This is a genomic window from Psychrobacter sp. D2 (assembly GCF_013608135.1).
In the GTDB taxonomy this organism is placed as follows: Bacteria; Pseudomonadota; Gammaproteobacteria; order Pseudomonadales; family Moraxellaceae; genus Psychrobacter; species Psychrobacter cryohalolentis.
The window spans coordinates 26006-44900 of sequence record NZ_JACDXZ010000003.1; the positions used below are offsets into that span (position 1 = coordinate 26006).

Consider the following 18895-nt stretch of genomic DNA (forward strand, 5'->3'; position numbering starts at 1 on the left):
CGAATTGATTTAAGTAAACAGTCGTAAACTGTATTTGCTTACACTGTATTAATGCCTAATCCCGCTCAATAATACCATTTAATATTGATAAAACGGTGAACTACCGGCTACAGCAGTATGAAGTTAAGTAGATTTCGAGTATAATCACAGCCCTCCCAGCTTGCACAATTTTTATAATAATCCTTTACAACCATTGTTTGTAACTAAGGATTTAGCGTTAAGCTACACCCACATTTTGGATGGCTGCCAAACTTATGAGCAATACCGCAACAATAGCATCAGACTACCAAGAAAGCATCGAATCCTATCGCCAGCTCATCGCCTCAACGGGTGAGGACTTGCATCGTCCAGGACTTGAAGACACCCCAACACGTGCCGCTAAAGCCTTTGCGCATTTGACCAAAGGCTATCATCAAAGCTTAGATGAAGTCGTTAATGACGCTTTGTTTCCATCGACCAACCGTGAGCTAGTATTGGTACAGAATATTGAGTTTTATTCATTGTGCGAGCACCATATGTTGCCTTTTCACGGTGTAGCACACATTGGTTATTTACCAAACGGTCAAGTGTTAGGGTTGTCTAAATTTGCTCGTATCGTCGATATGTTTTCTCGTCGCTTGCAAGTTCAAGAAAATTTAAGCGAACAAATAGCGCAAACGATTATGGATGTGACGGGCTGCCGCGGTGTGGCAGTAGTAATGGATGCTGCTCACATGTGTATGATGATGCGCGGCGTCAATAAGCAACACTCTACTACGCGCACAATGTCGATGTTAGGTGAGTATGTACATGACAATCAAGCGCGCAATGAGTTTTTAGATGCTGTACCGAAGCGTAAACCTGCTTTTTAATAGACTAAAAACGTTAAATTTAAAAAAAGGATACCTAATTAGGTATCCTTTTTTAATGCAAGCTATTCACGATTTTCAGTCATTAAACAATGTTGAAAAGCTATTAAAGGTTGTCAAACAATCCCTAGCTAGCTGATTTTACGTCATTAATCCATTTACCATAACCAGCCGCTTCCATCTGCGCCAGTGGAATAAAACGCATTGCTGCTGAGTTCATGCAATAGCGTTTACCCGTCGGTGCCGGACCATCGTCAAATACATGACCGACGTGTGAATCTGCATAACGGCTACGAATCTCGGTACGGGTGCCAAATATTCCTCGATCTGCCTTTTCCACGACAAAGCTAGCATTCAGTGGACGAGTAAAGCTCGGCCAACCTGTACCGGACTTGTATTGATCACGAGACGAATATAATGGTTCACCTGATACTACATCGACATACAGTCCAGGTTCTTTATTATCCCAATATTCGTTATCAAAAGCGCGCTCAGTACTATCTTCCTGAGAGACTTTATATTGAATGTCACTTAGTGATTTTTTAAGATCAGCTTTTGTCGGTTTTACAAAGGTATCTGGGTCAAAGCCTGCACTTGTCTTAACTGTCGACGGCTTTACTGCAGCTGACGAGGTATTCGACATTGCTGACTTTGCACTGGTTACAGTCGGTTTGAATTGGTTGAAATCTAACTCATATTTTTTGCCATAGACACTTTCAATGAACTGGTAGCGACCAGAGTTAAACGTATAGGCCTTATAACGTAGTGGATTCTTTTTGTAATAATCCTGATGATACTCTTCTGCTGGATAAAATTCGCTAACAGGCACAATCTCGATTACGACTGGCTTTTTATAGACGCCAGAGGCTTGCAGCGATTGCTTGGCAGCTTCGGCTATCTGTTTTTCTTGCTCACTATTATAAAAAATAGCTGGGCGATACTGGGTGCCTCTATCTACAAACTGACCTTTATCATCAGTAGGATCAGCGATTCGCCATAGTGCTTGAACGATACCATTGTAGGTAATCTTGGTCGGATCATAATAAACTTGAGCCGCTTCAGTATGCCCTGTACCACCTGCTGATACTTGTTTATAAGTTGGGTTTTTAGATTCGCCACCTGTATAACCTGACACCACCTCTACCACACCAGGAATCTTTTCATAACCCGCCTCGACACACCAAAAGCAGCCACCAGCGACCGTCGCTACTGCTAAATTAGGGTCAGTAGGCGCATAAGGATTGTCAATGGAAACATCTTTTATGGTAGGCGGTTTTTCAGTGGAGGCGCAACCGACATAAAAGACACTGCTCGCTACTATCGCCATGCCCACGACTTTAGCTTGTAATTTATAATTCACTAATAATCGGTGTGTCATGAAAGGCTCCTAAGGGTAATATCATGTAACCATCGTAACCCTTAGGTCTCACAGAAATATTCCTAAAGTGTTGTTTATATACACCATATTTAATGAATGGCCATAGAAAAAGCTTACTACCCTTCGATAATAAGCTTTTTATTAATTCATCACTAGGTTATTTATTTAGCAAATCATCTATGCAACTTTATCGCTCTTAACATCAGTATCGGCATGCTCATCACTGGCTTGCTGAATCTTCGTTAAAATGCTCTTGATTTCAGATGCTGACAGATACGTTGGCACCGCATAAGTATCGCTGACTTCTTTAGCTGCGGCTTTAGCAATGCTATCAAAGTCAGTGGTTTTCATACCTTTAACCGTTGGATCGATATTTAAAGTAGCAATCAATTCGCGAACTTGCGCAATCAGATGATCTGCAATCACAGCATCACTCTTGCCGGCTTGACCATCCTTAACCATACCCGTTTTTCTAGCCAGATCTGCTAGTCTTTTTTTGCTTGCTTGACGATTGACATCAAGTACATAAGGTAACACGATGGCATTGGCGCGACCATGAGGAATACTATAATACGCACCAAGCTGATGAGCGATGGCATGGACATAGCCAAGGCCCGCTTTATTAAAGGCAATACCGCCGTAATGAGCGGCAATACCCATTGCTTCTCTGGCTTTGAGATTGCCGCCGTCTTTATATACTACTGGCAGATTCTGCATAACTGACTTCACCGCAGAAGCCGCATAATAGTCGGTCTCGACGCTCGCATTAGCACTCATCCAAGCTTCTAAGGCGTGGGTCAACACATCGATACCCGTATCCGCTGTGATATGAGCCGGCATCCCTTTCATAATAACTGGGTCAATAGCGGCGGCTAATGGCACCATTCTTGGGTCGATAGATAGTGCTTTTTGATGGGTTTTATCATCTGATACAACTGCACCAAGTGTCGCTTCCGAACCAGTACCCGCAGTTGTAGGCACACAGTACAGCGGTACAGAAGGCTTTCGTGCTTTAAGAATGCCAATAAGTTGCTGCGGCTTGCAGTTGTTGCCTTGTGACATAGCAATCATTTTAGCTGCATCAATCACAGAGCCGCCGCCGATAGCAATAATAGAATCGCATTTAGCATCAATGGAGATGCGTAGCCCTTCTTCAACCACTTTAAAAGTAGGGTCTGGCGTAATACCGTCATAGACTTTATAGCGGATATTTTTGCTATCTAGATAATCAGTGACTTTTGCAGGTATACCAAGCTTATTCAATACCGCATCAGTGACGATAAAGACATTGGTGCTACCTTCATTAATCAACATGTCGCATAGCTCATCACAAGAGCTTTCGCCGACGAATAACATCGGTCTTCTAATCGGGATAACATAAGCGAAGGCTTTTAGTACTTTGGCGCGTGTCTTGGCAACGGCTAAATAGCCAGCATGCTGTAATCCATCGGTACTTACTAACTTACTACTTACCAACTTATTACTTACTAATTTAGCAATACTATTTTGTTTTTTCATGGGTATAAAAATCCTTTTTTAATGATGCTTTTAATGGTAATAATGACCGTTTCAACTAACCGAATAAATCAAGGTTCAAATAATATACATAGGACCAGGTTCTATATAAAGTAAACTACTGTCCAAACTTATTGTACCATTGCGATTTTTGGTATGTCGCTATTAGTATGAACTGCTATGTTCTGAATATTTAGTATCATTTACTTAGGCTATATCACACTCGCCTGAAATAATTGCTTTACATACGGATGTTGTGGATTATTGAACACGTCTTCGGTACGCCCAAACTCAATGCACTTGCTTTCTTTTAACACTATAATTTGCTGACACAAAGCACGGACTACTTTTAAATCATGACTGATAAACACATAGCTGATTTGCAGTTTCTCTTGAATTTCACGTAGCAAATTCACTACAGTGACTTGCGTAGTGCTATCAAGCGCAGACGTTGGCTCATCCAATATTAAGAGACTTGGCTGCATAATAAGGGCACGAGCCAGAGCCACCCGTTGACGCTGACCACCTGATAGCTCGTGCGGATAACGCTGCACAAACTCTAACGGTAAATGCACGGTAGCAAGACTGTTCATTACTGCCTGCTGACGTGCTACTTTAACAACGCCTTGTACTAACAGCCCTTCTTCGACGATTTCCATGACAGTCATACGAGGGTTGATACTGGCAAATGGATCTTGAAAAACCATTTGAATCTGTGAGCGGAAGGTGCGCAAATCACGTTTTGATAACGCCGCAATATCTTGATTATTCACCACTACCTGACCACTGACACGCGCTTGATTGCTAAGTAACTGACTTAACGCAAGGGCAATTGTTGTTTTACCCGAGCCTGACTCACCAACGATGCCCAATGCCTGACCTTTTTGCAGGCTCATATCGACATCTTTAACAGCCTCGAACCAGCGTTTGGTACCGCCAAACAGACTTTTTTCAATTGGAAACTGTACTTGCAAGTTATTTACTTTCAATACAGTTGGTTGCTGATTCTCAGTATCAAATAAATCTAATGCTTGTCCAAATTCTTGTTTGATAAGCGAGCGGGTATATTCTGCTTTAGGCTGACTAAATACCGCTGCCGTTCTACCCTGCTCAATAGTCTGCCCTTGACGCATAACGATGACTTCATCACTGTAGCGCCTGACCAGATTGAGGTCATGGCTAATCAATATCATTGCCATATTATGCTGACGTTTAAGATTGTCTAATAGAGCGAGAATCTCATGTTGCAAGGTTACATCAAGCGCGGTGGTTGGCTCATCAGCGATTAAGATGTCAGGTTGCTGCGCTAATGCCATGGCAATCATCACCCGCTGACGCTGACCACCCGATAACTCATGCGGATAGCGATTTAGCTTATCAGTAGGATCGGTGATATTGACATCATTTAACAAGACGATACTTTTTTCATGCCATTGATTTTTGGATACTCCGATTAGACGGAGCGATTCTGCAATTTGTTTGGCAACTGTATGCAATGGATTAAGCGCTGTCATCGGCTCTTGGAACACCATACCTATGCGCCGCCCACGTACATCACGTAGAGCTGCATTACGTATTCTATCGTTGGCTATCGGTAATGTAATCATTCCTAATGTATCTGCTAACTGCACTTTACCAGTAACGGTCAAGCTATCTGGGAGCAGGCCTAATAGCGCAAGACTTGCGATCGATTTACCAGAGCCTGATTCACCAACGATGGCTAGCGTCTGACCTTGCCTGAGCTCATACGTTAGCTTATCGACTAAAACAGTACCTGAAGTAGTTGCGATGTTAAGCTTATCCACTGTCAGCATGAGCTTATTTGATATATTGCTATGATTGTCATTTAAAAGACTATTTTGCTCAGTAGCAGTTGTCATATTCTCAGTTGTCATATTAAGAGCGCCTCGGATCAAAGGCATCACGCAGTGCTTCGCCAACGAAGATGAGCAACGACAAAATAAAGGTCAAACTAAAAAATCCCGATAAGGCCAGCCATGGTGCATCAAGGTTGTTTTTCCCTTGTACCATCAGCTCACCCAGAGACGGTGACCCAGGCGGTAAACCATAACCTAAGAAATCTAGCGCTGTTAACGCAATAATATTGGCCGTTAAAATGAACGGCAGCTGTGACAAGCTTGACGCTAGCGCATTGGGCAAGATATGCCTTAGCATGATTTGGCTGTCGGAAGCCCCCAGATTACGCGCCGCACGCACATAGTCAAAGTTGCGCGCGCGTAAAAACTCTGCTCGTACCAAGCCAACCAGCCCCATCCAACCGAACAATAACATCATTGCAAACAGCATAAAGATACTGGGGCTAAACAGGCTGACCAAGATAATAATCATAAACAGCTGCGGCATCCCGCCCCAAACCTCCATGAAGCGCTGCCCTGCCAAATCTATCCAGCCACCGTAATAACCTTGTATCGCACCGACGATAATACCAATCACTGCTCCTGCTAGTGTCAATGCCAGACCAAATAATAATGACACTCGCATGCCATACAGTATACGCGCCAGCACATCGCGACCCAAGTCATCCGTACCAAGCCAATTCTGGCTATTGGGTGCCGCTGGATATGGAATGCCCAGCTCAACGTTTGGTGTCTGATCAGCAAACGGAATGATCGGCATCACATAATAACCCTGATCATTAATCAGTGTTTGTACCGCAGGGTCTTTGTAATTGGTCTCGGTCTCAAACACTCCGCCAAAAGTCGTCTCAGGATAGGCTTTTAGTACGGGGAAGTAGTAATCGCCTTGATACTGTACAAGTAGCGGCTTGTCATTGGCAATCACATTGGCTGCCATACAGATGACAAATATCAAGGCAAAAATGAACAGCGATATGACACCAAGACGATTTTGACGAAAGCGATTAAGTCGCGCCTGCCAGATAGGATTTAGGCGACGTTTTTTTTCTATAGCAATAGCAGATGCGCTTGAGTGCGTTGAAGGTAATGGATGACTTGACATTAGCGCCCCTCAAAATCGATACGGGGATCAATTAAGTGATAACTTAAATCACTGATTAACTGTAATAATAATCCTACCAAGGTAAAAATAAACAGCGTGCCAAATATCACGGGATAATCACGCTGCTGAATGGCTTCGAAACCTAACAAGCCCAAACCATCAAGTTTAAAAATAATCTCAATAAGGAAATTACCGGCAAAGAAAATGCCAACGATAGCCGCTGGAATACCGGCGATAATAATCAGCATGGCATTACGAAACACATGTCCGTATAGCACTTGCCTCTCTCCTAAACCTTTGGCACGTGCAGTAAGTACGTATTGCTTGCCCAACTCTTCTAAAAAGCTAAACTTGGTCAAATAGGTCAAGCCAGCGAAACCACCAACCGTACTTGCTAGCAGCGGTAGCGCCAAATGCCAAAAGTAATCTTTGATTTTACCCAGCACGCTCAATTGATCAAAATTCTCAGAGGTCAAGCCTTGCAGTGGAAAGATATTCCAGTAGCTGCCACCTGCAAAAAACACCAGTAATATAACGGCAAATACGAAAACGGGTATTGCATGGCCGATAGCTAGTAGCATGGCTGTGACTTTATCAATCCCTGAGCCATGATGCATGGCTTTATAGACCCCTAGTGGAATCGCTATCATATAAATCAGCAGCGTGCTCCAAAGCCCAAGCGAGATTGAAACGGGTAGCTTCTCGATAATCAAATCAGTGACCGATTGCCCTTTAAAAAACGACTCCCCAAAATCCAGCTGGGCATAATTTTTTAGCATTAGCCAAAAGCGCTCAGGCGCGGATTTGTCGAAGCCATATTGTGCATTAATCGCCGCCACCATCTCTTCTGATAGGCCGCGCGTGCCTTGATACGTACTATTATTACCTGAACTACCCGCACCAATATTACCGCCCAAGGCATTGTCTTTTGCACCTTGCTCAATCATGGCGAATTGCTGCTCAACAGGACCGCCGGGCGCTGCTTGTACAATGACAAAATTCGCCAGCAATATCAAAAATAGCGTCGGTAATATCAATAACAACCTTTTTAAGATATAACGACCCATAATGGCGGCTTCCTAATAGTAAGAAATATGGCAATAGAAAGAATGCGCAGCTAATAACTCTCAAAGCGTCAGTCGAAGCATTGATTAGAATTTAAAAGTTATTTTTAAGCTCACGTAGAGCTGCAAATACAGTCAAAGATTTATCATCATCGATATTAAACTGAGCCTTTACACCTGCAATCACACTCGGCTCTTGCGTCCGTAAAAATACATTGATCGCACGTTCATGTCCTAAAGTAACGGGGAGCGTCGGAATGCCTTGTGCGGTTTTGTCTTCTGCTTGTGCCAAAGCTTGCTGCATCGCTTCATTATCAGGCTCAATCGACAACCCAAAACGTAGATTGCTAGCAGTATATTCATGTGCAGGATATAACAGCGTCTCAGCTGGCAGTCCATTTAGACGCTTAAAGCTGTCATGCAACTGCTCAATCGTTCCTGTAAACACACGTCCGCATCCAGCACTAAATAAGGTATCGCCACAAAAGCAATGCTTAAGGCCATCGATATCTAATATATAAGCCATATGGCTAGCGGTATGACCGGACACATCCCATACCTGCGCAGAGCAGCCCCACGCGCTTACTGTACTACCATCCTTTATGGTCTGATCTTCATCGACATTATGCTCAGTATGCGCAACCAGATGCGTCATCGGATACGATTCTTGTAACTCTGCAACGCCGCCGATATGGTCATGATGATGATGACTCGTCCAGATAGACGTCAGCTCTAATCCATTTTCCTCTAAATAAGCAACGACTGGTGCCGCTTGACCCGGATCAATAACAATGGCTTGCTTGTTACTCTCATTGATTAATGTCCAAATATAATTGTCATTGAACGCTTTAATTGGGTGAATACGAATACTCATACTAAATCCTTACCAGTGGTTATCTTTATTGCTAATGTCTATTAAATTCTTTCAAATTACTTTTAATGTCACTGTCACTTACTGTCATTGTCGATTACTGTTTTAAATATTGATTAACGCGTGCTTCTGCTTTTTTATCCGTCCACCAGTAATCAATACCGATGGCATTAGATGGCAGCTTTTCAGTATGACGGTATTGATTCCAATACGCGACATTGGTATTAGACTTACCATATAATGGCACCAAATAGTGACCTGCACGCAGCAGGCGATCGAGCACTTGAGTATAGAGTACAATCTCATCACGGTTTTTAGCATTGGCAAGCAACGCTGTCACTGTATCGATAGCAGTATTTTTTATGCCAGCCGTATTATGATTACCAGGCTCATCAGCCGCCGCACTGCCCCAAAATGCCGCTTGCTCAGCACCAGGCGATAAGCTCTGGGCGAATACATCGACTACCATGTCATAATCGAAACGACGCACACGCTCATAATATTGTGCACCATCCACTTGGCGTAGCGTCACATCAAAGCCTAAACGCTTTAGATTACGAATATAAGGCAACAACACTCGACCCATGGTTTCGCCTGTCATTAAAATTTCAATCTGAGCAAGCTTGCCATCCGGCTGATACAGCTTCATATCTTCATAATAAAATCCAGCATCTAGCAACAGCTGCCGCGCTTTTAACAACCCTTCGCGATTAAAGCCACTACCATCACTGGTTGGCAGCTGCCACTCCATTAATACTGCTTTGCGCTGCATTGGTTCAAGTTTAGATAATAATGGAATTAGCACCTGCATCTCTGCATCTGTCGGCGTGCCAGTGGCGGCAAGCTCTGATCCATGAAAAAAGCTTTGCAAACGCTCATACTGCCCATGAAATAAGGTTTTATTCATCCATTCGAAATCATAAGCTGCGGTTAAGGCTTGACGGACACGAATATCTTGAAAGATGGGCCGACGCATATTCATGATAAGTGCTTGCATCGGCACTGGATTTTGACTGCTTATTGATTCTTTACTAATAAGACCTGCTTTTACTGCGGGGAAATTATAACCCGTTGCCCAGTTAGACGCTTTATTCTCTGGGCGAAAACGATATTGACCCGATTTAAAACCTTCAAAAGCAATCTCATCACTCTGATAGTAGACAAACTTAATCATATCAAAATTATAACGACCACGATTGACCATCAAATCACGACCCCAATAATTGGGATCACGCACATAAATGACCGCCCGTCCCGCATCAACACGCCCTAATTTGTAAGGACCGCTACCCATCAATGGCGTTAGGCTAATTTTTTCAAAATCAGCCTCGATAGAAGACTTGGCAAAAATAGGAAATTGACCAACCGTTAATAAAATCTCTTTATTTTTATCAGAGGCAAAAACAAACTTTACTTGTTGTTTATTAATAATCTGAATGTCTTTAATATCCCCCAAATAGCTGCGAATATGCATCGGTCCTTTGTTCAGTATCGCGTCGTAAGTGGCTTTTACATCGTGACTGGTCACCGGTGATCCATCCCAAAAGCGTGCGGCAGGATTGATATGATAAATAATCCAGCTGGTATCATCAGGATCATAAGTGACCTTACTTGCCAGCTGCGGATACATGGTAAAAGCTTCATTTAGTGAGCCTGTCATCAAGGTATCATATAGATAGTCGGTGCCAGCCATTGCTACCCCCGTCGTCATCCATTTATTAGCCGCATTAAAAGTACCACGCGCATCAAGCGACAACGTGCCACCGGTGGGCGCATTTGGATTGGCATACGGCATAAATGGGGCGTTGATATATTCAGTAGGACTATTATGACCAAGCGCAGTAGTAGTGATCGGCACCGCGATACTGGCTGGTATCCAGCTCGCCATGATCACTAATAGGACAGTTTTTAGCATGGTATTTTTTAGCATAATAAAGTTATAACAAACCCCTGTGCTAGCCCAATGAATATGGTGATAATTGACTAAAGTGCTGCCCTATAATTGAAAGCAGTAAGTGCCGCAAAATTTTATCATAACAAACTTAGATTTTTTAACCTAATGGTTTGCAGCGTGAAAGTGACTCTATGACACATTATTCACCAATAATAAGCATCAATGCTCATAAAAAAAGACGCAACTCATAAAAGTGCGTCTTTTTTCCAAAAACTGTACTGACTTAAGCGTGCTTCTTTTCAAACGCAATCATAAAGTCGACCAATTGCTGTACCCAGTCTAGCGACACCGCATTGTAGATGCTAGCACGCATACCGCCAACATCGCGGTGACCTTTTAGATGCAGTAAACCTGCGGCTTCTGACTCTTCTAAAAACACTTTATCAAGACTGCTGTCAGCCAACGTAAATGGGACGTTCATGATAGAACGATACTTAGGGTCGACTGGATTGCTATAAAAGCGACTATCGTCAATCGTTTTATAGAGCAAATCCGCTTTTTGTTGATTGATTTTCCCGATAGCAGCAACGCCGCCTTGCTCTTCTAACCAATCAAAGACCAGCCCTGCCAAGTACCAAGAGTACGTCGCTGGCGTGTTTGACATAGATTCTTTTTCGGCTTGGTGTTCATAGTTCATGAGTAGTGGGCACCATTCACTTGCCTGCCCTAATAAATCTTCGCGAATGATGACAATGATTAGCCCGGCTGGACCAATATTCTTTTGCGCACCAGCATAAATCATCCCAAATTTAGACACATCAATCGGTTGTGACAAAATGCAAGATGACATATCAACGATAATAGGCGTATCAACTTTCGGTGGCTCAAATACTTGCAAACCATGAATGGTCTCATTGGCACAGTAGTGGAAATACGCCGCATCTTCGCTCAGGTTCCAGTCACTTTGGTCTGGCACGTCGGTAAAGTTACTGTCTTTGCCTGTTGCCACCAGATTAACTTCACCAAGACCTAAATTAGCATAACGTTGCGCTTCTTTAATGGCTTTTCCTGACCAAGCACCAGTAGTGAGGTAGTCACCGCGTCCACCATTTAACAGATTTAATGGAATGGCTGAAAACTGTAAGCTGGCACCACCTTGCAAAAATAGCACTTTATAATTGTCTGGAATATCCATCAACGAGCGCAGTTTGGCTTCAGCTTTTTCAGTAATCGCGATGTACTCTTTACTACGATGGCTGATTTCCATCACCGATACGCCGCGTCCTTGCCAGTCTAGCAACTCTTCTTGAGCACGTGATAACACGGCGGTCGGTATAGTAGCAGGTCCTGCTGAAAAATTAGGTACACGGTTAGGAGCGGCTTTGGTAGTCATAATCATTATCCTAAATATGATAAAATCATCGTTGTTAGTTGGGATTTAAAACTTATGGGATTTAAAAGTTAACCATTGAAATACTTCTTACGTTTTTATTTTATTGGCTAACGACTATGTTGCTTATAAAAAATAATTAAAACTTTCACTGTTAATCAGCCGAACCAGAAATCATCTCCCAAAGCGTGCGCTTTAAGCGACTATCAGTAAGCATTTCATCTAACGTTGGTGCAGCAGTCAAATCGGGATGCTCAAGCCCTTCAGGTAACGCAGTCAACGCCAACACCTTTATTTCTTCTTCGCAGCGTCCAATTTTAAAGACATGTCCAGCAAAACTGGCATTGGCAAGCTCAGCCGTATCCATGCCTTCACAGATAGGGAATGATGTTGTCTCACAAGAGATTGATAGCGCTTGTGTGATATTTTGCCACAGTTTTTGGCTGTCATTATTAAGCGCTTGAATATCAGCAATGATTACCCAATCGCCATAACGACCACCTTGTAAGTGGAACGGTGCTACCTTAAGGGTATGGTCATAATGACTGTCATTAGAAAATACCTGCTCATCAAACAGAGCAACGTCTTGTTGAACGACCGTATCTATCTTAGAACCAACTGCGGTATCAGGGCTGACTGCATCAAAACTATAAGTAACTGGGCTTTGTTTGTTAAAGATATGCGCGCTTATATCTTGGAGGTCGTCAGTTCCCGCTTCATTATATGGATAAGCAGAGACATTATGGTCAGCACTGCTATCTAATATTTCAACGTTTTTTTCATCTGGATTTACGATGCTGACAACTGGCTGTTCATTATTTGGCTGTGTCTTGACGTTGCTAGTAGTAGAATCAGACTGAGTCATACTGGGCATGACAGTAGATGCTGCAATATCACTGATATTAAGAGTTTCTGAGCTTGGCTGCACCCACTGATTGATACCCATCATCGCTAAAATCTGACGCTGCTGTACACGGTGCTGTAATACCAGCTGCGGGTCTTGGATATCACTCATGCGACTCTACTATCCTACTTATCTAAAATGGGTTTACAGACTTTTACTGTCAGAAACGATGCTAACCATTACTTGACGCATTAACTATAAAATCGTCTAATCTACCTAAAAAAGCTGTCTAACACCAAGCCAGTGCTCTGCCAGTATCGTTAAGCAATCATATTCATCTTGGCTGACTATCGTATCGTGTAACATCACTGTATGCAATGTACTTAGCCATTGACGATAATGGCTAAGTATATATAGATTATCAGTAATGACATCATCAATATGGCTGTTTTTTATAGCGCTATTATACTCTATTTGACCATCACTCTGCTGCCTGTCTTGATAATTATCACCAGCCTCTTCACTGTCTATGCTTGATGATATAAAAACAGGCACTGCTTCTATCAATGCCAATAATTGCACACTATTTAAATTTTGTGCAGTCAATAGTAGCCATTGCAAATTTGCATCGCTCACTGCTGTTAAATCAATATCAATCAGGCGTGCATGACGGCGTACATATACAACATAATTGGACACATTAAAACTTCTATCCCTCAGAGCTGATGCTACCTGACCTTTGACATCTTTTGATAATCGGTAGGCTAGTAGCGTTAATATTGTTTTTTCAGCGTTGCCAAGGCTGTTAAAAACCTGACCTGATGGATCAAGCTGGGCATAAATATCATCTAAACCAGCTCGTAACTCCAGTTGCCATGATTCATTGGCGCTTGATAAATTATGGTTTAAAACACCAGACAATATAGGCAGTAGTTGCTGTAAGTGCAGCGCCTGCCATAATGACAAAATTGATGGTGATCGAGAGATTGTATTCTCTGAGCGCGTGAATACTGGTTTAGGCTCACCCATGTAAACGTCATCATTGGCTATTTCATCAGCAAAATTTCTGCTCAAATCGACGATTAACTGACTTTTAAACAGCTCAATGATGCCGTGCTGATAACGCATCAGCATGGTACGAGATTTTGTTTTCTGTTTATAATATAGATGGCTTTGGTGGCTATGGCTACTTTCACTTTTTAAGCGTAATTCATTTATCACGCTTTCGGATAAATCATGCTGGGATAGTTGCTTTATAGCCAATATTATCAAAGCACTATCTAACCGCCGATCAATACCAGCAACCATCTCTAGTAACTGCTGGTCTATGGTATGCGGCAATATTTTCTGATCACTCATTGTATCAATTCGAGGTTTTACATTAGACGTAGAGCTACTAGTAGAGCTACTATCAGTCGTAGTCACTACCCTATCTTTAGGAATACCACTCCAGATATCTGATAAATCATAAGTGGCAATTGTAGACAATATGCAACCTTGATGGCATAACATCACCGCCTCAATCAAAGCCTGCGCACCCCGCGGATGGTAACTGTGATTAAGCACATATTGTGGCAATGACACCTTGTTTATATCAGCAGTACTGATTAATTTTTTTGCCAGCAGGTCGCTATCATGCTTTGCTTGCCATGGCCTTATCAGCTGATGTTTATCAATCGACTTTGCTTTTACTTGTAAACGCCCATCAACTATCACATCCTTCTCTACAGCAAACTCAAGACCTGAATCCGTGTCTAGTTCACTACTTATTTCTGTATCATTGTTCTTATAAATACTAGGTGATGACTGAGATTGAAGTATGATTTTTTCTGGCGATTCTGTATTTAGGCTATTATTTTTTCTTTTTAGGCTATTTGCTGTTATTGCTCCCCAATCACCCAGCCGGCGCTGCTCATAAACTTCTTGTACTTTCTTCTGATTAATATGTTTTTCTTTGGCAACTTGTATGGCAAATTTGTGATAAGTATTGGCATTAATGGCGCTCATACGCTCACTCAAACTTGGATGAGTGGCAAACCATGAAACATCACCTAGGTCGGCGCCGCTACTGGCAAAGAAAAAATGACTAAGTCCATTAATACCGGCGATACCTGTCAAGCGCGAACCCAAAGAATCTTGATGAATGGCTTGCAAGGTTTCCATAATTGCTGGCGAGCGTGTGAGCTGTATACTGGTCGCATCGGCTAGCAATTCACGCTCGCGGTTAAAGCTGTGCTTGATTAGTTGAGCACTTGCCATGCTAGAGAAGCTCAACCCATGTATTAGTAATGTCCAGATATTACGCGGTGCTTGTCGATCAACAGCAAGGCTGTTTTGAAGTCCAATAAACTGTCCTTTTGCTATAAGTTTACCAAAAGTTCAAAATAAGACAAAAGGCAGGCGAAAAAAAAGCCCTTTATAATGAAGGGCTTATTATCAGGATTAAATATTTTGGCTTATTTATATTTTATTATCAAATTTTGGACAAAAAAAAGCGACCCCATCAGCACATCCTCGGCACACATTATAACTATTACCGTTGCTACCTTCCGGTCCTGGCGGGATTCATAGAACAATGTTGCGAGGCTACCAATGGGGCCACCAGCTGCAGATTATACAAGAATTTTTCATTATTACAACCCCAATCGTAAAACTGTTCGCTTTTTATACTACATGCGCCTGTAACTTAAGTGACAAAATTCTCACAGCGATACTTTTAAATTTTGCTATTTTAGCTAAGAAGCTTAAATGCTATAAAAAATGCCAAATAAATAAAATGCATTTTTATGGCCTTCAAATTAACTTCTTCAAACACAATTACGTCATTCAGGAGATTATGATGAAAAACATATTAACTAGTAAAGCTGCTCTCAGCACTGGTACAGCGCTTTTATTAACAGCGATGATGGGAAGCGCTCATGCAGCACCAACTGGCTACGACCAACTTACTTTTCAGGCAGAAGTAAAAGAAGAGATTCAAAACGATGAGGTCACTGCCAGCTTATATAAAAAAGCACAGGCAACTGATGCAAAAGCATTAGCAACCACATTAAACAATTCGATTAACAATGCTTTAAAAATCGCTAAACGCTACCCAACTGTCACCGTCAGTACAGGGCAACAGCGTACCTACCCACGCTATGATAAAAATAATAAAATCATTGGCTGGACAGGACAGGCAAATATAGATCTAAAAAGTACGGATTTTACCGCAACTAGCCAGCTGATTGCTGATTTACAAGAAACCTTAGTGATGGAAAATCTCAGCTTTGGTGTTTCAGATATCAAAAAGAATGCGCTAGAGCAAAAGCTAATGACCGAAGCTTCTCGCGCCTTTCAGCAGCAAGCTAAAAATATGACCCGTGCTTGGGATGCTCGTGGCTATCGTGTCGTCAATGTCAATCTAAACACTGGCAGCAATTATCCGCGCCCGATGTATAATGCAATGAGTATGAAAGCTGAGAGTGCTGATGCGTCTGTACCAAGCCAAAACTTTGAATCTGGTAACAGCACCATCTCAGTCACTGCCAATGGTACGATTGAGTTGACTAAATAAAATACCGTCAAAGTTATATGAAAAGATGAGTATGAATAAAGGCAATCGCTAATATCAGTGATTGCCTTTATTTTTTAGATAACATTATTCATCATAGGCTACTTTATAGCTGGTTGCTCAAGAGTCATAGGTGTGTTTACTTGTGGTTTATTAAAGGTTTGCATATTAGGCTGTTTGCCATCTTGACGCAGTTTTAACAACACCTTTTGATGCCAAGGCAAGCGCTGATAAGCCAAAAGCTGCTCAGCAATTTTTTTATTATTTTGCAATGTCTGCGTATTTTGAATCACATAAATAGTTCGTGATATTTGCTTTAACGTCTGCCCTTTCGCGTTTTTAATCACAGCATGAATAACATGAGAGCCCGGTAGGATATTAACCGTAGAAATTGAGGCACTTAAACCTTGGGTTACCTCATTACCATCAAGCGTAATACTCACACTATCTCCTACTTGTAGTGCAGGTTTAGTTTGTAGAGTGACCACGATACTTTGCGCCGGACGACGATAGGCGCGCTCTTCGCTAGGCTCAATCATCGTTAATTGATAACTAACGCGTGGTGCTTGAATTGCGCTTGAAGCACTTGCCATCGCTGGCGGTGTTGCATTGCTAGTGACCATTGGCTTAGCAGGTGCAATAGGATTACTATCTACTGCGGTGCTGTTATTAGTAGCATTATTGGACGTAGAGCGAGTGTCCGTTATAACAGAAGTTTCACTAATTTGCTTGCCCGGTTTATTTTCGTAGTTCTGCGGGCGATCGGTAAAGGTGACTTGACCCGTTTTTTCATCAATGACTTTATAAATAGCAGCGGCATTTGCAACAGGCATCCAAAGACTAGCCGTGCTAACTATAAAACCCGTCAGCAGGCTTAAAGTCACACTTTTATTCAAAAGATTACTTTTTGATAATAGAGTCATAGTCAGTCAGCCTAATAGATACTTATTATTAATATACAGATGAAACTATTATGCGTTACTTTTCATATTAAAGCAGTATCGTCTGCACAGAAATTTTGTCAGCTCAGTCAACACAAATATTCAAGAGCAAAAAAAACCAGCTAAGATCTACTTAACTGGTTTTTTATTAAAATCATTGAGCGTATTAGCTATAAATTAGCAGCTGTAATACAAGTCAAACTCAACTGGATGAACAGTAATGTTGACGCGCTGTGCTTCTTCTTGTTTTAGAGCAATATAAGCCTCTAACATCTCTTTGGTAAATACATCGCCTTTTAATAAGAACTCATGATCATCTTTTAGTGCTTGTAGCGCCACTTCTAAGTTTTCAGCGACCGTTGGGATCAGTGCTTCTTCTTCTGGTGGCAAATCATATAAATTTTTGTCAGCTGCTTCACCTGGATGCATTTTATTTTGAATACCGTCAATACCAGCCATTAACAACGCCGCAAACGCTAGGTATGGGTTGGCTGCTGGATCAGGGAAACGTGCTTCAACACGCACTGCTTTTGGGCTACTAACGTGCGGAATACGGATAGACGCTGAACGGTTAGATGCTGAGTACGCAAGCTTGATAGGCGCTTCATAATGTGGCACAAGGCGCTTATAGCTGTTGGTTGATGGATTGGTAATCGCATTAAGTGCACGAGCGTGTTTAATGATACCACCGACAAAATACAATGCCGTTTCAGACAAGCCCGCATATTCATCACCAGAGAAAGTATTGACACCATCTTTTGAGATTGAGATATGGACGTGCATACCAGAGCCATTGTCACCAACGATAGGCTTTGGCATAAAAGTTGCTGTTTTTCCAAACTGATGAGCAACGTTATGTACAGCATATTTGAGTTTTTGCACTTCATCTGCTTTGCGTACTAGAGTGTTAAAAGCAACGCCAATCTCTAACTGACAAGGCGCAACTTCATGGTGATGGACTTCGATACAACCTTCACCAATCATATCTTCAATGCGATCACACATGACGGTACGCATATCTTGTGCGCTATCAACCGGTGGCACTGGTACATAACCGCCTTTGACACGTGGGCGATGACCCATGTTGCCCCACTCGTAGTCTTTGTTAGTTGACCAAGCGGCTTCTTCAGCGACGATTTCATGACTGACACCAGACATGCCCACAGACCATTTTACTTCATCAAACACAAAGAATTCAGGCTCAGGACCAAAATAGGCAGTGTCACCAATACCGGTAGATTTTAAATACTCTTCAGCACGGCGCGCGATAGAGCGTGGATCACGGTCATAACCTTGTAGGGTTGATGGCTCAATGATGTCACAAGTCACAACAACCGTAACCGCATCAAAGAATGGGTCAATAAACGCCGTATCAGGATCAGGACGCAAAATCATGTCTGATGCTTCAATCCCTTTCCAACCAGCAATCGATGAGCCATCAAACATTTTGCCATCTTCCATCGATTCTTCATCAACGCTATGAGCTGGAAAGCTCATATGATGCTCTTTACCGCGGGTATCAGTGAAGCGGAAATCAACCCATTTAGCGTTGGATGATTTGATCAGATCAAGTAGTTTATTTGACATAGATAGTTTCCCTAGTGATTATCATGGTACT

Annotated in this window: 14 protein-coding genes and 1 other RNA gene; 2 read left to right on the forward strand and 13 right to left on the reverse strand. The window is 42.2% G+C overall.

Going from position 1 to position 18895, the window contains the following annotated elements:
- The first annotated feature begins 254 nt into the window (after positions 1-254).
- A complete protein-coding gene (folE, locus tag H0262_RS04810) occupies positions 255-851 on the forward strand; it encodes a GTP cyclohydrolase I FolE (protein ID WP_226939345.1) in 597 nt (198 codons plus the stop codon).
- Positions 852-975: 124 nt separating this feature from the next.
- On the opposite strand, the gene msrA is transcribed toward folE, so the two are convergent.
- The 11 genes from msrA to ffs form a co-directional block, all read right to left on the reverse strand.
- Positions 976-2226, reverse strand: a complete 1251-nt coding sequence (gene msrA, locus H0262_RS04815) for a peptide-methionine (S)-S-oxide reductase MsrA (protein WP_181209895.1) — start codon at positions 2224-2226, stop codon at positions 976-978.
- Positions 2227-2403: 177 nt separating this feature from the next.
- A complete protein-coding gene (locus H0262_RS04820) occupies positions 2404-3744 on the reverse strand; it encodes an iron-containing alcohol dehydrogenase (protein ID WP_181209896.1) in 1341 nt (446 codons plus the stop codon).
- A 209-nt stretch (positions 3745-3953) separates the two neighbouring features.
- Entirely contained in the window at positions 3954-5636 is a 1683-nt protein-coding gene (locus tag H0262_RS04825) for an ABC transporter ATP-binding protein (protein WP_181209897.1), read from the reverse strand.
- Position 5637: 1 nt separating this feature from the next.
- Positions 5638-6720 carry an ABC transporter permease gene (locus H0262_RS04830; RefSeq protein ID WP_181209898.1) on the reverse strand — a complete coding sequence of 361 codons (1083 nt, stop codon included), beginning with the start codon at positions 6718-6720 and terminating at the stop codon, positions 5638-5640.
- Entirely contained in the window at positions 6720-7787 is a 1068-nt protein-coding gene (yejB, locus tag H0262_RS04835) for a microcin C ABC transporter permease YejB (protein WP_181209899.1), read from the reverse strand. The genes H0262_RS04830 and yejB overlap by 1 nt, the downstream gene beginning before the upstream one ends.
- Before the next feature lie 91 nt (positions 7788-7878).
- Entirely contained in the window at positions 7879-8658 is a 780-nt protein-coding gene (gene gloB, locus H0262_RS04840; RefSeq protein ID WP_181209900.1) for a hydroxyacylglutathione hydrolase, read from the reverse strand.
- 94 nt (positions 8659-8752) lie between these two features.
- On the reverse strand, positions 8753-10585 hold the full coding sequence (locus H0262_RS04845) for an extracellular solute-binding protein (protein WP_181209901.1): 1833 nt from the start codon (positions 10583-10585) through the stop codon (positions 8753-8755).
- 247 nt (positions 10586-10832) lie between these two features.
- The gene (gene serC, locus H0262_RS04850) at positions 10833-11942 is read right to left on the reverse strand and encodes a 3-phosphoserine/phosphohydroxythreonine transaminase (RefSeq protein ID WP_181209902.1); all 1110 of its coding nucleotides are present in this window, start codon (positions 11940-11942) and stop codon (positions 10833-10835) included.
- A 151-nt stretch (positions 11943-12093) separates the two neighbouring features.
- Positions 12094-12954, reverse strand: a complete 861-nt coding sequence (locus tag H0262_RS04855; protein WP_181209903.1) for a hypothetical protein — start codon at positions 12952-12954, stop codon at positions 12094-12096.
- 105 nt (positions 12955-13059) lie between these two features.
- Complete coding sequence (locus tag H0262_RS04860; protein WP_310502982.1) at positions 13060-15147, reverse strand: M48 family metalloprotease; 2088 nt, start codon at positions 15145-15147, stop codon at positions 13060-13062.
- A 134-nt stretch (positions 15148-15281) separates the two neighbouring features.
- Positions 15282-15378, reverse strand: an RNA gene (ffs, locus tag H0262_RS04865) — signal recognition particle sRNA small type.
- A gap of 244 nt (positions 15379-15622) precedes the next feature.
- On the opposite strand from ffs, the gene H0262_RS04870 reads away from it, so the two are divergent.
- Entirely contained in the window at positions 15623-16339 is a 717-nt protein-coding gene (locus H0262_RS04870) for an SIMPL domain-containing protein (protein WP_181209904.1), read from the forward strand.
- 98 nt (positions 16340-16437) lie between these two features.
- On the opposite strand, the gene H0262_RS04875 is transcribed toward H0262_RS04870, so the two are convergent.
- Together H0262_RS04875 and glnA are read right to left on the reverse strand one after the other, a co-directional pair.
- On the reverse strand, positions 16438-17259 hold the full coding sequence (locus tag H0262_RS04875; protein WP_181209905.1) for a DUF4124 domain-containing protein: 822 nt from the start codon (positions 17257-17259) through the stop codon (positions 16438-16440).
- Between the two features lie 195 nt (positions 17260-17454).
- Positions 17455-18864 carry a type I glutamate--ammonia ligase gene (glnA, locus tag H0262_RS04880; RefSeq protein WP_011513771.1) on the reverse strand — a complete coding sequence of 470 codons (1410 nt, stop codon included), beginning with the start codon at positions 18862-18864 and terminating at the stop codon, positions 17455-17457.
- Positions 18865-18895 lie beyond the last annotated feature (31 nt).

Excerpts from the sequence above, each read along its gene's own strand:
- gloB (WP_181209900.1), bottom strand. The coding sequence starts at position 8,658 with ATGAGTATTCGTATTCACCCAATTAAAGCGTTCAATGACAATTATATT.
- H0262_RS04845 (WP_181209901.1), bottom strand. The coding sequence starts at position 10,585 with ATGCTAAAAAATACCATGCTAAAAACTGTCCTATTAGTGATCATGGCG.
- glnA (WP_011513771.1), bottom strand. The coding sequence starts at position 18,864 with ATGTCAAATAAACTACTTGATCTGATCAAATCATCCAACGCTAAATGG.
- yejB (WP_181209899.1), bottom strand. The coding sequence starts at position 7,787 with ATGGGTCGTTATATCTTAAAAAGGTTGTTATTGATATTACCGACGCTA.
- msrA (WP_181209895.1), bottom strand. The coding sequence starts at position 2,226 with ATGACACACCGATTATTAGTGAATTATAAATTACAAGCTAAAGTCGTG.
- H0262_RS04870 (WP_181209904.1), top strand. The coding sequence starts at position 15,623 with ATGAAAAACATATTAACTAGTAAAGCTGCTCTCAGCACTGGTACAGCG.
- H0262_RS04820 (WP_181209896.1), bottom strand. The coding sequence starts at position 3,744 with ATGAAAAAACAAAATAGTATTGCTAAATTAGTAAGTAATAAGTTGGTA.
- serC (WP_181209902.1), bottom strand. The coding sequence starts at position 11,942 with ATGACTACCAAAGCCGCTCCTAACCGTGTACCTAATTTTTCAGCAGGA.
- H0262_RS04830 (WP_181209898.1), bottom strand. The coding sequence starts at position 6,720 with ATGTCAAGTCATCCATTACCTTCAACGCACTCAAGCGCATCTGCTATT.
- H0262_RS04875 (WP_181209905.1), bottom strand. The coding sequence starts at position 17,259 with ATGACTCTATTATCAAAAAGTAATCTTTTGAATAAAAGTGTGACTTTA.
- H0262_RS04825 (WP_181209897.1), bottom strand. The coding sequence starts at position 5,636 with ATGACAACTGAGAATATGACAACTGCTACTGAGCAAAATAGTCTTTTA.
- H0262_RS04855 (WP_181209903.1), bottom strand. The coding sequence starts at position 12,954 with ATGAGTGATATCCAAGACCCGCAGCTGGTATTACAGCACCGTGTACAG.
- folE (WP_226939345.1), top strand. The coding sequence starts at position 255 with ATGAGCAATACCGCAACAATAGCATCAGACTACCAAGAAAGCATCGAA.